Origin of the sequence: Paenibacillus sp. UNC217MF, assembly GCF_000686865.1 — a bacterium.
Classification (GTDB): domain Bacteria; phylum Bacillota; class Bacilli; order Paenibacillales; family Paenibacillaceae; genus Paenibacillus_B; species Paenibacillus_B suaedae.
The window spans coordinates 503,480-520,479 of sequence record NZ_KK366028.1 but is presented as its reverse complement, the minus strand read 5'-3'; the positions used below and the strand labels follow the sequence as shown (position 1 = coordinate 520,479).

The window sequence follows — 17,000 nt, the reverse complement described above, 5'->3', positions numbered from 1 at the left end:
AATTAATTATCTTAAATAGTCTAACAGGCTAGTTTGAACAATACGAGCTCCCGTTGCCAACGATGCCTGATATACACTTTCATCTTGTTTCAGTTTCATTATTGTTTCCGCCATATCAGCATCTTCCACTTTTGCTTGCATCTCGGTCAAGTTCATCTCCAAATTCCCTAACCGTTCTGAAATCAAATCAATACGATTCGTCTTAGCCCCTACTTCTGAACGAACTTCATTTATCTTAGCTAACCGAGATTTTAACTGATTTAGTTCACCACGTGCCGAATCTTGATTTCCTGCCTTCAAAGAATCCTGGAGCCGCTGTAACACACCGAAAAGATTATCGGCATCACTCGGATTACCAAATACATCCATACCGGTCACATTGATTGATAACCCGGCCCCTTCTGCGAACCGGTATTCGATACCCGCAGTATCAGTAGTTTGCTTATCGGCGTTAGATTTATCGTATGGCATGATATCAGTTAATTGTCCGTTAAAAATGTACTTGCTATTCATTTGACTATTGCTTAACGAGATGATTTGGTCATAAATCTGCCCCATCTCCACATTTACTGCGTTCATCGCTTCTTGGGGATTTGTCCCATTTACAGCCTGCACCGTGAGTTCATTCGCACGCTGAACAATATCGTTCACTTGATTAAGGACGGTGTCCGTATAATCCAACCATGATTTTGCTGTATCGGCATTCTTTTGAAATTGATCATTAATCGACAAATCACTGCGATATCGTAATGAATATGTAATTCCGACAGGATTATCAGATGGCTTATTTAATTTTTTTCCCGTTGATAATTGTAACTGTCTATCATCCATTCGACTCAAATTATTATAAATATTTCTAGTCATTTGCAAATGCATCATACTAGGAGTAACACGTAATGCCATAGCTCATTCCCCCTTATCTTATCTACCCACGACTCCCATGCCATTGATGACTTTATCTAAATTCTGATCCAAAGTCGTCATGAAACGAGCTGCTGCTGCATAGGCATGTTGGAATTTAATTAAATTCGACATTTCCTCATCCATAGAAACACCACTGACGGATTGCCGTCGAGATTCAATTTGATCAACTAGAATTTGGTTGTTTTCTGTCTGTCTAATTGCTTCAAGACTTTCAACGCCCATTTGTCCGAGAATAGAACGATAATAATCATCCACCGTTCCTTGTGTTATCCCGTTGTTGCTTGAAATCGCATTGAATTTAAATGATGACTCTTTCAATTGCGACATCAATAGAGCAAGCGTGTTATTACCTTTTACTACCTCATCTCCGTTCTTGCCTGTAATGGTGCGGAGTGATGAAGCGATAAGGTTCGGATCCTTTAGAATTGCAGGATTCAGCTGAATAGAAGAAGCAGTAATCGGCCCCCCGTTTTTAGATGTGAAAAACTCCACTCCTTTAGTAGCTGGGGTTCCAAATACGTAGCCTAATTGATGAAGACCATTTAGTCCTTTTACTTTTACTGTAATATCATTTTTTAATGTTCGATCTGCAATGGCGCCATTGTATGTTATATTGCCTAAGGTTGTTCCATCTGGAATAACTGAACCAGATGGTATCGTAATTTCTACCTCTCCAGTAGCAAGCGTATTAGCTAGTTGATTCAGCTGTTCTAAATAATCTTTTACTAAAACGTCTCTTGATTTTACGATCCCGAACATTTCACCGCTCGTTAATCCGTTGCCGTATGCACCTTCCCAATCAGCGGCAGTCGTATCCAATGATTGTCGACCTGATACAATCTCTATCCCACCAGCAGTTATATAGTAGCCATCTTCTTGATCGGATACCTGAACATTCGCCAACTTCGACAGTTCATCAACGATATAGTCACGTTGATCCCGCAAATCATTAGCATTGTCGCCTAGTCCCTCTATCCGATAAATTTCATAATTTAATTGTGAAACTTGTTTAGAAAGAGTATTAATATGATCTGCTTTTACTGTCACGCTTTGACTAAGATCGTTTTGCATATCAGTCATTTTTTTACTTGTTTCATTAAAGGCATCTATTAATGCCAAAGCGTTCTCTCGGACGATTTTCCGGGAAGTTACGTTTTCTGGATCTTTACTAAGCTCTGACCATGATTTCCAAAAGTTATCCATTACCATACGAATACTGGAATCAGAAGGTTCATTAAATACTTTTTCTAACTTGGTTAGGGTATCTGCTTGGATTTCCCATTCTCCCAACGAACGGTTCGCATTCCAGTACTGATCATCTAAGAAACGTTCACGAATACGCTTAATATAATTAAATTCTACACCAGTTCCAAGTTGCCCCGGAACTCCTGAACGAGAAAATCCTGGGGCCTCTATCGGACGAGATTCAACAAGATTTACTACCTGTCTTGAGTAACCCGGCGTATTAGCATTAGCAATATTGTGTCCTGTTGTATTCATCCATGCTGTATGGGCAAATAAACTACGTTTTGCAGTTTCAATGCCATGAAAAGTTGATCGCATAATGTATCCCCTTGTCCTAATAAGTTAGGCTTTCGTATCAAAAAATGTCTTGTTTCTCGACGAGCCATGTTGCTGATCTGGACGCTGATAGAATCCATCATCTTCAGCACCCAAGAACATATTCAATGAAAAATCTACAAATTCAAGTGACTGTTGGATAAGCTGTTGATTCTGAAGGTTAACTTTTTTTAATTTTTCAATTGTTCGTGTTAATTCTTCTTTAGAGCGAAGCAGTTCCACACGTTCTTCCGCCTGAAATACAAGCCGGGCAATTTCCGTTACCGTCAAATTCAGCTGGGATCGAATGCCCTTCTCCAGTATGAACTGCTGTGTTGCCTGCTGCCGATCCTCATCCACCTCTGCGACCTGTTTCAAAAGTCTGGATTCTTTCGTCATCAGTTGCGACAAGCCTTCAACATCGTTCTTGATAATCACTTGTTTCTTTTCTTCTGCAATATCAAGTAACTGTTTATGCAGATCGTTCAGGAGCGTTAGCGTTCCAATGATTTGCTGCACACTCACACCTGTTCCTCCGCTCATTCGTTCTCCTTACGGAACAAGGGAAGCAGCTTCTCCGCAATCTTGTCCGCTTCCACATAATAGGTTCCGGTAGATACAGCCTTCTTCAAATCCGCAATGCGATCACTACGTGCAGGATCATTCACCCGATTCTGTGCGTCAAGCATTTCCTGCGCTTCAGTCGAGATGATCAGCTCATCCTTGCGGGAAGGCTTCTGCGATGCACGATTCATTGCCTGTTGTTTCTGAGAATATTGGATCGCGCCAAGACGCTGTGTTTCATTAATTTTCATCCCATTCACCTCGTTCCATAAGACAAACTTATATCGCTATCCATCATTGATGAAGCACCCATTACATCTTTCAATATTGCCTTTTGACTGCTTCATTCCATCTTATCAATAAGAAAAGCCGATAACCTTTACTAAGATTATCGGCGCAGTGTCAAGAATTATTTAGATGTATTGTCATGAATATTATGAACTTAATCTAAAAAATCTCATTTCAGAGAGTTTTGTTATTGACAAACTCCAAATTTGAATTATTCGCGTGTCCGTTTCGTATCAATGACACGGTAGGCGCCATCCCCCATGCGAGAAGCTTCCTTCTTCTCATCTGCACCAACTACTGTCTGTGTAAGCTCTTTCACAAGGCGAGTTCGGCAAGATTCGCACATATTCCCTTCGCGTATCGGCTGGCTGCATATTTCACATTCATAAGTCAGATTCGGTGCCTGATATATGGAAATGCGCCCTTCTTTAATAAAACGCGTGATTTGACGAACGCTTACTTCTGTTGCTTCACTCAGCTCATGCATCGTGGCTTGACGTGCTTCACGCAGATAAGCAGCACAGCGTTCATACTCCTGTTCGATTTCTTTCAAGCAATTTGGACAGAGATCTCGGAACGCCTTGGCAAAAAGAACTCCGCAGCGCAGACAATTGCTCAGCTCCATGTCATTCGCCTCCTACGATGCTTCATTTCTTCATCATATCGCAATATTCGGCAGATGACGAGCAAATTTTTATTCATAAGCCTTGCACACTTTACATACCAGCTGGAACAGCCTCTTATAAGCTTGAGGACGCAACTCATTCCTCAGCCTTCCAAACCGTAATCGCCGCTCATCTCCGAGACGAGTAGTCGTACTGCGCTCCTCTTTGTCTATGCCCTCGCCCACGTATAGCTGACAATCGAGACCGGACAGTCAAGATCCCTGCATAAGGACGATAGCTTGCGAGAACAGGCTCTTATCGTACTCCCTGTTGTATATACATCGTCAATAAGAAGTACCCGCAATTCAGCCGCGTTGCTCCCTTCTCTCCCCTTACAAGCACCCCAGACCTCTTGCAGGCTTCTCCCCGCCCATTGATGCTGCTTGAACGCATTAGATATGCTTCGCTCCCTGCCTATTCGAGATTGCTTGCTCTGCTTCTCTGCATCCTGTGTGCGCTCCAAAAGCTCTACGACTGGCCTTCCCCATTCTCTGCCCAGCGCCCGTGCGAATTGCTCTGCCTGATTGAATCCACGAACTTGGATACGCTCAAGAGTAGTTGGTACAAATGTAATGAGATCTGGCAGAATCGCCTCCCGCCTGCCTTGGAACAACGAGGGGATCCCACCACCTCTAATGATTGGTCGCCGTTCCCACACGGTGGACAGCAGCGGTTCATAGGCAAGCTGCATCATCCTGACCATGAGCAGCTCATACACCCGATCTCCCTTGAATTTATACTGAGACAGCCATTGCTTCATTTGTTCGTCATATCGCACCACGCTTCGATTAGCTCTTAGACCGTCATTTCGCAAAGGATGACGCGGACAATCTGGACAGCGAATCGCTCGTCCGCAATACTCACAGCCTAATTCACGAATCCATGGGATTAGATTGACACACTTATAGCACACCAGAGACATAAGGCTCTGTTCGTGGGGATAAAGTGGACGTAGAGCTGTATCGTTCATCCGAATGGATCTTTTGCAAATGATACATGCCTGCTGACTCGGACTAAGCATCCCGCCATATATCTTCTCCAGCAAGTCACCCCATCTCATTCTGCTACCCAATCCGCTGTCTCCTGACCGCTCCTGATAACAAATATCCTTTTCTGGCTGCAATCCGATTCATGTCCCGAATTTGCCGAACTGCTGACCGCTGTGATCGATTCCACTGCGGGGAGCCAAACACGACCAATCCTGCAGGATCATCCTTCGAACGCCCTGCTCTGCCCGCCATCTGTACTAGTGAAGCTGCATCGAACAAGCGATCGTCTGCATCAAGAATGAATACATCGCTCATCGGTACCGTCACACCTCGTTCCAGAATCGTTGTCGTGACGAGCACACGAATGTTCCGTTCTCGAAATTGAATTACTTTATCCCCTCGGCTCTCATCAGCCGCTGACGTTCCATCGATATGGACACCGGGAATACGTTCGCGCAGCAGTCGTACAAGCGGATCTACTTGACGAATACGAGAAAGGAACACAAACAGCTGGGCACCTCTACTTACCGAATGATTCATGCGTGCCAGCAGTAGTGCTGGCAGCCCATGTGCAGATAAACACTGAGCAACCGAAGGCATTGTGATTCTCATCGGGATAGGAAGTGGATGACGATGGAAACGCACTGGCACCCTAGCATGAGAGAGCTTGCCTCTTCGAACATTCTGCTGCATCGCCTCTGGCGGTGTCGCGGATAAATAGACGAACACACCCCCGGGCGTACAAGCGCGTTCTGCTGTACGCTGCAGCATCGGATCATTATGATAAGGGAATGCATCCAGCTCATCGATAATAGCTAATTCGAAGGCCTCCTCGAAACGAATCAGCTGATGGGTGGTCGCGATAGTAATATCTCCATCTCGCCACCGTTCCGGGCTGCCTCCATACAACGTAACGACCTTCTGTGCAGGAAACGCCTTCTCTATCCTAGGCTTCAATTCCAGTACAACATCACGTCGCGGCGTGGCAATCAATACACGTCCACCATGTAGCAGCGTGTCCTCCACGAGCGGAAAAATCATCTCCGTCTTTCCAGCCCCAGTTACGGCCCATAATAAAAAGGCGCCCTTACGCAAATTGCCCCTTATTCCCTGTACCGTACTTCTATTTCCAGATGTATTCATCTCAGACAGCCTAGCAACTTGGTTCTTCGCACGAACTCCATCAATATAATCCAATGCCTGTCTACTCGCCTCTAACTGCGCTGGAGCAAGCCCCCATTTCTCCAACTGCTCCTCCCGATTCGAAATAAGCGCTACGGCACTATCGTCACCTCGATACAGTTTGCCAGCAATCAAAATAGCACAAGACCGGCAGCGCCCCACATTCAAGCATTGTGTACACGTCCAGCATTGTAAAGAATGGCAAGTCGAGCATGTGGAGCTGCTTAAACCCTCTGAACTCCCACAGCGTCCGCAGCAAATCGTAACCGAGGCTTTATAGAGGGATCGCATGACTCGTTTCAGCGGGGAAATACGGCTAGCAGTAGTAGGCAGCTTACCGCCGTCATCCCGGCGAGTAAATGACATCCCTGCCCTCAGCTCCACCCAGCCATGCAGCCACCCCCACTGGATGAGCGAATATCTGCTCGCAATTAAATGTTCCGCTCCCGCATCCCGCAGGAATTGAATCAATTCTTCATCCAAAAGCAATCGACCACAAATTCCATAGGCGATACGATAAGCATCAGCATGCAATGCGGACCATACTCCTGCCTGAGACACACCTTCCCCAAGGAAAGAAGCAGGCAGCCCAGATGAATTCGCATCCCATTGTGTTGTTGCATAGGCTACGGATTGTTCTGCAACCCGATACATAGGCTTCTGCTCTTCCATGACGAACAGCTTGGAGGTCGGCTCCGAATATGGCGCTTCGATAATCGCAACAGCTAGGTGCTCCTGCATCAGCCTCCGCTTAGCTTCTTCTTCTAACTCCTCCACACACGGGGAAAGAATATCAGCAAAATAACGAACCCAGCCCTGCTCTCCCCAACGCTCCATAGCTTCGCTTGGCTTGAAATGTTCCAGCACAGCGATGCCAACTTGAATCGGCAGCTGCTGATGCAAAACAACGAGTTTCGACCCACGGGATAGGCTCCCTTCCCCTGCTAACCAATAGCGTACATCAACACGCCAATCTACAGTGATGCCCGAGTGCCATCCGTACTCCGTGCGCACGGCATAAATTCTTACTTGCATGAATATTCCCTCTCCTTCGCCATACGGCTCACCGGAGCATGCTTGCTGCTTGATATCTGGATGCGCATCTGCTCAAATTACGCAAAAAAAGCACACCCCACCCGTGGAATCGGGTGGCATGTGCTTCATGCCCAGCGCCTTATCGTATTTGTATAAAATTGTATACGAATCGACGGATTCTGACAACCCTAAACTTCAGTAAACTCCCCAAATTTAACTGTATTTGTAGTGTTTATCGGTTTCAATATATTCCATATCTCCCCGAACAACACCGCTTACAAGGCACTTCGGGCCTTGAAGGGAATTTTCCGCCAATCTTCTGTACTCCGTGGCTCAATTACAATTAATGTCTCTTCCGCTGCTCGCTGCTTCAATCCTTGCAGTGTTGCCTCAAGCTCATTCCTTTGAATCACAAGTAAGTTCCAACTCACATCGTAGCCGCTCATTACACGTGAAGCAATTGGAAACGTAGCGTCCGTGGAACCGCTATCGACAAACGTGAAATGCAGCTTGCGTCCTTTCAGCCAAGCAAACCAACTATACGCACGAATCACCCATTCGATATGGCGTTCATCATTTTCCGTCACAAGCACGACATGCATCCAAGGCGCAGGTCTAGCGCCGCGTACGAGCTGCCTCCATTGATGAGCCAGATGAACGGCTGCTACCGCGAGTCCGAAGCATCCCACAATCCAACATAGCATTGCGATCATGCGGCCACCTCCTTACTACCAAGTGTATGCCGCAATAGATGCCGAGGTGACGGACAAACGCCAGCTAGCCTTGTGATTCAGTTCTAGGGACGGTATGCTATAAGGTTACCCAACCGTTCTTAATGGAATTGATGACCGCTTGGGTTCGATCATCAACCTCCATTTTCTGCAGGATGCTGCTGACATGATTCTTAACGGTCTTCTCACTAATAAATAGGAATTCACCAATCATCTTGTTGCTCTTGCCTTCCGCCATCAAGCGAAGTACTTCGGCTTCACGTCTTGTCAATGGATTATCTTCCGCAGCAATGAACTTCACGCCTGCATCTCTCGATTGACTGCTCACGATTCCGTTGCCGTCCAGCAGTGTCATCCGCCGAAGCTGCTGAATAAGCTTGCCCGTTACCTTCGGATGGATGTAAGCATACCCCGTTACAACCGAACGAATAGCATTAATTAAAGACTCAGCTTCCATATCCTTCAACAGATAGCCAGAGGCTCCTTTGCGCAGTGTTTCGAATACGTAGCTCTCATCATCGTGTATCGAAAGGATGATCACCTTTACATCCGGAAAAATATCACGCAATCGCTCTGTGGCAATCACGCCATTCTCAATCGGCATATTAATATCCATCAGAACAACGTCCGGCACTTCCTTATTGCAAAATTCCAGCACCTGAATGCCATCGCCGCATTCGCCGATGACCTCCAGATCGTCCTCCATATTCAATATACGCTTCAAGCCCTCACGAAAGAGCTGGTGATCGTCAGCAAGGAGTACTTTTATTGTTTCTATGTCCTTCTTACGATTCTCCATAAGGTTGCTTACTCCTCTCTCTTCTCCACATTCGTCGGAATTTGTATCACGATGCGAGTTCCACGGTTCTCCGCCGAATGAATTTCCATACGGCCTTCGAGCAGCTCCACCCGCTCCTGCATGCCCAGGAGGCCAAAATGAGCGTGCTCTTTCGATTTTTCTTCCAGGGACTCTACCTTGAAACCAAAGCCATTGTCACGAACGATCACGCGTACTTCCTCTTCGTCATACGTCAATTCACATGTAACGTAAGAAGGATGCGCATGCTTCGCTGCATTGGTGAAGGCCTCCTGGACCAATCGGTAAATCGCTGCTTCCATTGCTGAGCGCAGCCGGCGTTCAAGCCCTCTAACCTCGAATGAAGTCTTAATTCTGTGCTTGTCTTCATAGTCATGTATAAATTTGCGCAGAGTCGGTACAAGCCCTAAGTCGTCCAATGCCATTGGACGTAAATTAAAGATTACCTTGCGGATCTCTTCTAAGCCGAAACGAACCTGCGATTTTAAATCTACTATTTCGTTCTGCACCATTTCAAATTCCTGCTTATTTAGCATTCTTTCTACAATTTCCGTCCTAAGCACTAGATTAGCAAGAGATTGTGCGGGGCCGTCATGAATCTCACGCGCGATCCGCTTCCGCTCTTCTTCCTGTGCCAGAATGATCTTCAATCCGAGCAGCTGCCGAGTTTTGGCGGATTCCAAAATACGTGTTACCTGACTCAAATCACCGGATAAATATTCAAGCGCAACGCTCATCTGAGAGCCGATTGTCTCTGCTCGTTCCACAGAACCCTCAATCGCGCGCAATCGTTTCTGAATATCATCCCGCCGTGTCTTCAAGTAACCTTCCTTCTCCCGATACATCATCAGCTCAAGCTGCATCTGCGTCGCCTTTTCATAGGCCTGCTTGATATCTTCCTCGGTATACCGGACAAAATCACGGCTCACATCTGTCAAACGCAGACGAGCCAGACGATAGTTCCGCTCCAGCTCGTCCACCTTATCACAAATTTCAGCAGTCTGATCCATAACCATCTGCAGTTCTGCGTTCATAGCAATCGCTTCATTCCGAGACGAATCCAATATTTCATAAATCTGATATTTGCTCTCTTCCATCACTTTGATGGCGTTCTTAATGACGCGATCAATGACATCGACTTGATTATCCACTAACGTTCGGTCTCCTCGTTCATAAAAGGATGAATGGAATTTCAACCTTAATGATACCACATCAATGGATGGTAATGGACTTCGTATTTTGCTCCCATTTTACAGTTAGGCCTAATTGTTCCGATACAAAGCGAAGCGGGACTAAAGTCCGACCTTGTCGAATAATAGGTGCGACATCCGATGCAAGTCGAGAGCCGTTGCGAACGAATGCTTTTTGGTTCACGATCATTTCAAGGAAACGTTCACCGCGCATAATCGTGACCGTCTGCGCTGGACCATTCCAGAGTGCTTCGCCCCCAAATGCATCAAGCACAACTCGTACCGGAACGTAGGTAGAACCGTTCAGCACGATAGGTGCTACATCCAGGTTCTTCACAGTACCGTTCACCTTGGAAGACTTGCTGTTCACAGTCAAATTCATTGTAGCTGTAGGGAAAATATCCGATGAACCAGCAGGAAGCTGTGCGATCAGGTTATCAAATGCAACTGTTCCTTCTGTTGCACGTTCGTCCTGATCTTCCTTGAAGTTAACCAAATACATTCGTTTCAGCTTAGCCGGATAAGAAATACCCAATGACGATAAATCCGCTTCTACCGTCTTCCAACCTTCCCAATTTATCGATTCTACTACATTTACATAGTGAATTTTCTTATTCGCGTCATGGATCTCTAGTCGCAAATTGGTAAAGCTCTTGTCTCCATAGACGTCGAACTTCAGACCGCTAGTGCCATTAGGAAGTTCCATGCCTGTAGAACCATTCAATTCTGCATAGGCAAACTTATCAGCGCTGCCGCCCGCATTCATATCATAGGACAGCTTCAATACTTTGTCATTCGCACCGCGGCCGCCAAATCCGCCTTCGATGCTGACTTGCCCCTTCGTACTGCCCTTCGGCAATCCAGAGAAGGAGACACCCATATTTGTTTGATTGAAATTCTCTATTAATTTCTCCGATCCAAGTGTCAGAGGTATCATTGTTCTCAAGCCATCATAGCTTGCAATGGCATAGCCAATCTTCGTTCCTTCTGGGATCGAATTCACTTTAAGCACGCCATCCTCAACCTTACCGTTGAAGCCGCGAATCTCCCATTTCACAGCAGATGAAGGTACTGTCGCCTGATTGCCATTCAGCAAGGTAGCCTTCACGGGAACAGGAACACTTGCGCCGGCACTTAGTGGAGCTGAGCCGGTAGCGATTTGCAGGCTTGATAAGTCCTTCGCTCCGATGATCGTTACCTCTGCAGTCGTTTTCGCTCCTCCGGATGTAGCTACAATGGTAGCCTTGCCTGAGGATTGAGCGACGAATGCATCCTTATCCCACTTCATCTTGCCGTCCGCAGCGCTCCATTTCACATCTAAGTTAGAAGCATCTACCGGATTGTAATGCTCATCATAGGCCTTCATGCTGTATGTTGCACGCTGCCCGATAAATAGCGTTTTTTCTCCACTTAGGGTCATGCCCTTCACTTTGCCTGCTGGAGCTGTCGTGAACACACCAAGACCGTTGACAACAGAACGGACATTGTTACCTCCTTCTTTGGTTTCATGTGTCAGCTTCGTATCGAAATCGCCTAATGGCCGATTCGTCATCGTTGTGGAACCACCGCCGTCCAGGTTTACCGCTTTCCAGATACCTGCCTGTACAAGCGCCTGCTGGAATTCCTTCAATGTAAAGCCCGAGCTTACACTGTTCGATTCAGCTGTTACGATGTAAGCGTAACGACCATCCTTCGAGTAGCCGACTGCTGTACGAGCTGTTACACCACTGCCGCTAATGCCACTCGTATCACGCGTGAAGCTGGATGCCTTGCCGTTCTCAACGAGCATCGTATGACCGCTTATCATCATTTGGAAGGAGGACGGATCTACGGATTGGCCTGTCGACTGAGACAACAGTTTGTAATCAATCTTGAGAGATGTGCCTACCTGCATTGTGCGGCGCATGAATTCCGCAGCCTGCCCGTGTCCACGCAGAATAACGCCATCCTCAGGAACTTCCATTGGTAGCGCACCCATATCAGAGATTTGCTCTACGACCCCATTGCGTACAAGTACTTCGGTAGGCGTTGTGGTCGTATCATTTGGCCGCTTCGTTCCTTTCCAAGCGCTTGTGTAGATGTACATCGCATTGATATGACTATGCTGTTTCCCAGGCTCTTTATCATATTTCATCTTGTTGATGCCTGACAGCGGGAACGATTGACCGTCCGCCACGGCCACATTTCCTGTGAAGCGATACTGATCGATGGTAGGCGTACCATTCTTGGTGACGGCAAAGGCATACATGCCTGTCAGCTCTGCAGGGCTTGTAATCATGACTCCGTCCGAAATGGAGCCTCCCATTGGAACTTGGTCGGAGCCCATCATCCAATAGTCCCCGTTTACACCAGCAACTGCCCCAGTTTCCTTCGTCATCTTCGTGACTGGGTTCCCGGTAGCTGTCTTGCCGTCCTTCCCTGTCATGACATCCAGCTTAATATAGGGATTGCTTAAGTCGGCCTCAATCACATTCATTCGAGTCTTATACGTTTTCGTGCCTCGCTGCAGCGCGTATTGGTAGGTAACCAATCTAGCACCTGAGGTAAGTATCTCTTCGCTGAGCTTTTGCAATGAATTCAATGGTGCTGCATATGTATCCCCACTAGTCGAATCTATTGGTGCATCCGCATAAACATAGTTTCCCCATCCAAATGCAGGCTGAATGAACAGTGCGCTGGATAGCACGACTGCTGCCGCCTTTTTCCCCATCCGTCTTGTGTTGATGTGGCGGACAGTTTGATTTGATTTGCCCATGTGTCTCTCTCCCATTTCGTCCTATTATGTATAAATGTCAATATGTTCGCGTGTCAACTCTACTATTATATAGACTACCAAAATCGACAAAAAGTTGCGATTTTGTTACGTATTTGGTGGATTTTACGATATAGTCCCTGATCAAAGCCATGATGAAAACAAAAGAAGCCCTGCCTTCCCGGCTATTCGCCGTTAGTAGACAGGACTTCCTTCTTGTTATTTATTAATCCAACGTAATATAATCTACTTTTTTCAATAATCGAACTAGTAGAATGGCTGCCTGTGCACGTGTTGCTGAACCCTTAGGCTGGAAGCGGTTCGTGCTAACCCCTTGAATGAGTCCATCCTGTACGGCCTGTGCCACGATTGTTGCGCCTGCACGTGTAAATTCCTTATTGTCCTTGAATGACTTCAGCACATCTGTCGATGCAGCGGACATCCGATATCCTGCCGCTTGTGCAGCACGAACCATCATAAGCGTAATCTGCTCGCGTGTCACAAATTGCTTCGGCTTGAATGTTCCATCTGGGAAGCCCGTAATTACACCTGCACGGATGGCCGCACCAATGTAGGCTCCGGTCATATCTCCTTGATTCACATCGCGGAAACGCTTGACAGCTTCACTATCTGGTTCAAGACCTAGCGCTCGAGCAATCGAGACAGCAAATTCCTCACGCGTAATCGGCTTGTTCGGCTCGAACTTAGTTGTGCTGCGTCCACTCATAATCATTTTGGATACGAGGGCAGTCACATCCCCTTGTGCCCAATGTCCCTGTAAATCAATGAAGGATTGCTTCCCTACCGTAAAGAGAATAATCTTTGTCCCAACCATGTTTGTAATGGCTACGGTATCTAATCCTGCTCGAGACACCTTGGTTGGCAAGTATCCTAATTTCGAGTAATTCTTCATCCACTCTACTAATGCTGCCCGGCTGGCAGTTACTGACTGGGAAGACTTCATTTTTACAACGGTATCGATATTCAGCGCGCTACCAGTGCCATTGTTTACTACATTGAACAGCGCGAATTGATAAGCCTTCACCATTGCTGTCGCTTGTACACTTGCAAGCTCATTCGTAATCGTCGCTGTTTCATTGACCGAATCGATTTCAAAAAGAAGTGAAGAATTCGTGATTGATCCTTGCGTTCTTTGGATGATTTTGCTCATCGTATCGCGATTAAGCGATATTCCGTATACAGCTTCCTTATACTTCACGGTAAACCAGATCGCATCGGTTCGCGAATATGCCTTTTCAAAAGCTGCTAACGGCACTACGACCCGCGCGCCCGCTTCTGTGGATGGCACTTCGAATCGAAGCTGCTTATCCGAATCCAAAGATTGGCCAGCAAACTCAAATGCCGTCTTCACCTTAGTAGTATCAAGCGTATAACGATTGACCGTTACTCCGCTGCTTGTCCGGTCAGTAGTAATTTGAGCTGTATTCTGAAGCAGGACATACGCATAGTCTCCGAAGGAGCTGTCCTTGTCGCTTTTTACAAAGTAACTATCCAGCGACCCTGCTGTTGTTCCACCTGTTCCTGTACCCGTTGCTCCTACTTTTAAGTTGGAGAATGTCTTGATTTCGATTCCGGCCTCTGATTGAAGTGCTTTGGAACCTGTATTGTAGGTCACACTTAAGTTGCTTCCATCTGTTGGCGGGTACATTAACTCGATCGTCACTTGCGTTCCGCTGGCAGTTACTTGTTTAATACTCATCGCCTGATTGCCTGAAGTGACCAGAAACTGCGGATAATAGGACGCCGACATCGATTCAAGCCGCTTGTTAAACGTCAAGATGATTGAAGGGGACTTCCAGGTTATCGATTGGACAGTTGCAGCTTCACTATCTGTCGAATTCGAAGCAGATACAAGGTTCAAGTTGGATGCATAGTTGTAATTCCAATCGCGCAGCGGCGGATTTCCTCTTACATACGATACGGTTACATGATCTGTTTTCGATACCGCCGATTGCAGAGTCAGTTCCACTCGATTTTCCTTAATCTCAACCTTCGTGACGTAACGTGCCTTTTCATTCACGAGTACCGAGAATTGGTTCTTCATCGGAATGTTGTTCTTATCCATCGGTTTGTTGTACTTCAGAATCATCTTCGTTCCAAGTACCGTTACCTCTTTCAGTTCCGGCGGCTTATTGTCATAGCTGTTCCGTACGAAAAATTCATCGATTGTTCCTACCCTGCTGCCACGGGTATCCTCTAGTGGATAATTGCCCGGTGTGTAGCTGACCTTGACAATATCTCCGTTCGATACCGAACGGTTTAATGACAAGGTCACGGTAGACGAGCTGCTGTTATGCGATAGTTTATCAATTCCTACAGTGGAATCATTGTATGTGACGGTAAATTGACCGTCTGCATAGGAAGAAACACTTTTCAGAGAATCTGTAAAATATAAATACAAAGTAGAACCGGAAATATACCCATCTCGCAGCTTCGTTAATGTCGTGTCTACCTTGTTCTCTACCGCACGGGAGCTAAAGCTGGAAGCTACATTGCCTACCGTATCACGCACCGCGCGGAAGCGTGCCGCATAGCTAATCTTGACGTCTTGACCTACAGCAACGCCGCTCTCTAGCGATACATAGACATAATTGCTAGAGGTATACGCGCTGCTGACACGCCGCTCCTCGTTATTCACTAGTACGGTGAATTCGTTGGAAGGCGGATTCACGTTGCTGTCGAGCGTCTTGTTATATCGAATTTGAATTAACGAGTTGCTGTACATCGTTACATCTTCTACTGCTGGCGGATTCCGGTCCGTAATTGCCGTAGAAAACGACCATTCAGATAGACCTGCAAATTCATTGCCGGCTGTATCCTTAACGGCGCCCCTTGCAATGCTGACCGTATACACGGTGTTTTCCTGCAAGCTGGAGGCAGGATAAATCCACAGCTCCTTCGAATTGCGCACGTATACGCTGGCTGATTCTGAATAGGAGTAGGATTTGCGTCGCAAGTCAACACCTTTTCCCGTATACACAATTGGCTTACTAAAGGTTATAATTAACGTCTTGTTCGCCGGTACAGTCACACTGCCGGACGATGGATCGAAGCTGACAATCGTTGGCGCGGTTGTATCCGTTGATTGCGTACGGAACGACCATTCCGCAGCCTCCATCAGGTTTCCAGCAGCATCACGGAATGCTCCCTTGGGTATTGAGACTACATATGTGCGATTTGGTTCTAAAGACAGAACATTCGTGGACTGAATAACCGCAGAGCCGCCTCCCGTTATCGCTGAGGTAACAGGGAGCACAATATCTTGGCGTCCATCTGATTTAATCACAATATTGCCTGTTACTTGATAGACCGACTTATCGAATGTTAGTTCCAAGCGTGTCTGTGGGGGGACAGCTGTCCCATCCAGCGAGCGCTTTGTTATTTTTGGTGGATTCGTATCAACACCAGGCGTCGTTGTAAAGTTCCAGTACGTCTTGCCTGAGAAGCCTGCTACGGGAGTCCCGTCATCCAAATCCAAAAAGGCGCCTGCATCCATCGTGACATAGTACGCTGTTCCGGCTTCTAATCCATCCAATTTCATCGTTGCTGTAAGTCCATTCACTACGAAATCCTTCGCAGCGATTGTCTTCACGACACTGTTGTCACTGAACTTATTGATCTTGATGCTGCCTTGGCCCGCTTGGACAGGACGGTTAAACGTAATTTGTGCATCCGCAGGCAAAGCAATTCCTTGGCCTTGTGGCGAGAAGGATGCCGCTTCCTGCTGGGATTTAGTGGAAAATGCCCATTCTGCAGGTGTGGACAGTTCTTTAGAGGCTTCGCCCAAAAAGAGCTTTCCATCAACTTTTACAACATATCTTGTTCCAGCTTCAAAAGGCTGCAGCCCTTCCAGTTGGAATGTTACGTTATCAGCTGTTGCTATTTTTCCGACTCCATCCGCACTTGTTTCAGCAAAGCGCTGCTGTGCTCCTGTTTTTTCGTTCGTTACCGTAATGTACCCATTCGTCATGGATACTTTTTCGTTGAACGTAAATTGTATGCTTGATGGATTGATCGAGACTTCCTGCGCACCGTTAGCTGGCAATGAGCTGACTATCGCAGGAGGGGTAGCTGCGTGCACTTCGGGCACACCTCCCCATCCGAACACTCCTAAAAAAAGGACAAAGGCCATTGTGGCCGCAATCCATTTCTTCATTCTATATGCTCCTTTCATTCCGAAGACAGTTGTACTCTATTTGTCGGTAAAAAGGAGGAAATAGTTTAGATACATCACAACCGGTACGCAAAAAAGACCTCCTCCTAAGCCTGATAGCCCAGAAAG

The 17,000-nt window shown here is 46.6% G+C and carries 12 protein-coding genes; all 12 read right to left on the bottom strand.

Annotation, left to right across the window (positions count from 1 at the left end; genetic code table 11):
* Positions 1-6 precede the first annotated feature (6 nt).
* Positions 7-903: a flagellar hook-associated protein FlgL gene (flgL, locus tag BP95_RS0123920; protein WP_021257125.1), complete on the bottom strand. Its 897-nt coding sequence runs from the start codon at positions 901-903 to the stop codon at positions 7-9.
* A gap of 18 nt (positions 904-921) precedes the next feature.
* Entirely contained in the window at positions 922-2,487 is a 1,566-nt protein-coding gene (flgK, locus tag BP95_RS0123915) for a flagellar hook-associated protein FlgK (RefSeq protein WP_021257126.1), read from the bottom strand.
* 24 nt (positions 2,488-2,511) lie between these two features.
* Positions 2,512-3,027: a flagellar protein FlgN gene (locus BP95_RS0123910; RefSeq protein ID WP_231515183.1), complete on the bottom strand. Its 516-nt coding sequence runs from the start codon at positions 3,025-3,027 to the stop codon at positions 2,512-2,514.
* On the bottom strand, positions 3,024-3,299 hold the full coding sequence (flgM, locus tag BP95_RS0123905; protein WP_028533405.1) for a flagellar biosynthesis anti-sigma factor FlgM: 276 nt from the start codon (positions 3,297-3,299) through the stop codon (positions 3,024-3,026). Before flgM ends, BP95_RS0123910 begins: the two co-directional genes overlap by 4 nt.
* Before the next feature lie 248 nt (positions 3,300-3,547).
* Positions 3,548-3,961 (bottom strand): TIGR03826 family flagellar region protein, encoded by a 414-nt coding sequence (locus tag BP95_RS0123900; RefSeq protein ID WP_028533404.1) that lies wholly within the window; start codon positions 3,959-3,961, stop codon positions 3,548-3,550.
* Positions 3,962-4,170: 209 nt separating this feature from the next.
* Complete coding sequence (locus BP95_RS0123895) at positions 4,171-5,073, bottom strand: ComF family protein (protein ID WP_139170717.1); 903 nt, start codon at positions 5,071-5,073, stop codon at positions 4,171-4,173.
* Entirely contained in the window at positions 5,066-7,207 is a 2,142-nt protein-coding gene (locus BP95_RS0123890; RefSeq protein WP_028533403.1) for a DNA/RNA helicase, read from the bottom strand. The genes BP95_RS0123895 and BP95_RS0123890 overlap by 8 nt, the downstream gene beginning before the upstream one ends.
* A gap of 275 nt (positions 7,208-7,482) precedes the next feature.
* Positions 7,483-7,920: a hypothetical protein gene (locus tag BP95_RS0123885; RefSeq protein WP_021257132.1), complete on the bottom strand. Its 438-nt coding sequence runs from the start codon at positions 7,918-7,920 to the stop codon at positions 7,483-7,485.
* 97 nt (positions 7,921-8,017) lie between these two features.
* Positions 8,018-8,737, bottom strand: a complete 720-nt coding sequence (locus BP95_RS0123880) for a response regulator (RefSeq protein WP_021257133.1) — start codon at positions 8,735-8,737, stop codon at positions 8,018-8,020.
* Positions 8,738-8,745: 8 nt separating this feature from the next.
* Positions 8,746-9,906 (bottom strand): sensor histidine kinase, encoded by a 1,161-nt coding sequence (locus BP95_RS0123875; RefSeq protein ID WP_021257134.1) that lies wholly within the window; start codon positions 9,904-9,906, stop codon positions 8,746-8,748.
* A gap of 61 nt (positions 9,907-9,967) precedes the next feature.
* Positions 9,968-12,700 (bottom strand): stalk domain-containing protein, encoded by a 2,733-nt coding sequence (locus tag BP95_RS0123870; protein WP_021257135.1) that lies wholly within the window; start codon positions 12,698-12,700, stop codon positions 9,968-9,970.
* A gap of 223 nt (positions 12,701-12,923) precedes the next feature.
* On the bottom strand, positions 12,924-16,874 hold the full coding sequence (locus BP95_RS0123865) for an Ig-like domain-containing protein (protein ID WP_028533402.1): 3,951 nt from the start codon (positions 16,872-16,874) through the stop codon (positions 12,924-12,926).
* Positions 16,875-17,000: the final 126 nt, after the last annotated feature.

Excerpts from the sequence above, each read along its gene's own strand:
- flgL (WP_021257125.1), bottom strand. The coding sequence starts at position 903 with ATGGCATTACGTGTTACTCCTAGTATGATGCATTTGCAAATGACTAGA.
- flgK (WP_021257126.1), bottom strand. The coding sequence starts at position 2,487 with ATGCGATCAACTTTTCATGGCATTGAAACTGCAAAACGTAGTTTATTT.
- BP95_RS0123910 (WP_231515183.1), bottom strand. The coding sequence starts at position 3,027 with ATGAGCGGAGGAACAGGTGTGAGTGTGCAGCAAATCATTGGAACGCTA.
- flgM (WP_028533405.1), bottom strand. The coding sequence starts at position 3,299 with ATGAAAATTAATGAAACACAGCGTCTTGGCGCGATCCAATATTCTCAG.
- BP95_RS0123900 (WP_028533404.1), bottom strand. The coding sequence starts at position 3,961 with ATGGAGCTGAGCAATTGTCTGCGCTGCGGAGTTCTTTTTGCCAAGGCG.
- BP95_RS0123890 (WP_028533403.1), bottom strand. The coding sequence starts at position 7,207 with ATGCAAGTAAGAATTTATGCCGTGCGCACGGAGTACGGATGGCACTCG.
- BP95_RS0123885 (WP_021257132.1), bottom strand. The coding sequence starts at position 7,920 with ATGATCGCAATGCTATGTTGGATTGTGGGATGCTTCGGACTCGCGGTA.
- BP95_RS0123880 (WP_021257133.1), bottom strand. The coding sequence starts at position 8,737 with ATGGAGAATCGTAAGAAGGACATAGAAACAATAAAAGTACTCCTTGCT.
- BP95_RS0123870 (WP_021257135.1), bottom strand. The coding sequence starts at position 12,700 with ATGGGCAAATCAAATCAAACTGTCCGCCACATCAACACAAGACGGATG.
- BP95_RS0123865 (WP_028533402.1), bottom strand. The coding sequence starts at position 16,874 with ATGAAGAAATGGATTGCGGCCACAATGGCCTTTGTCCTTTTTTTAGGA.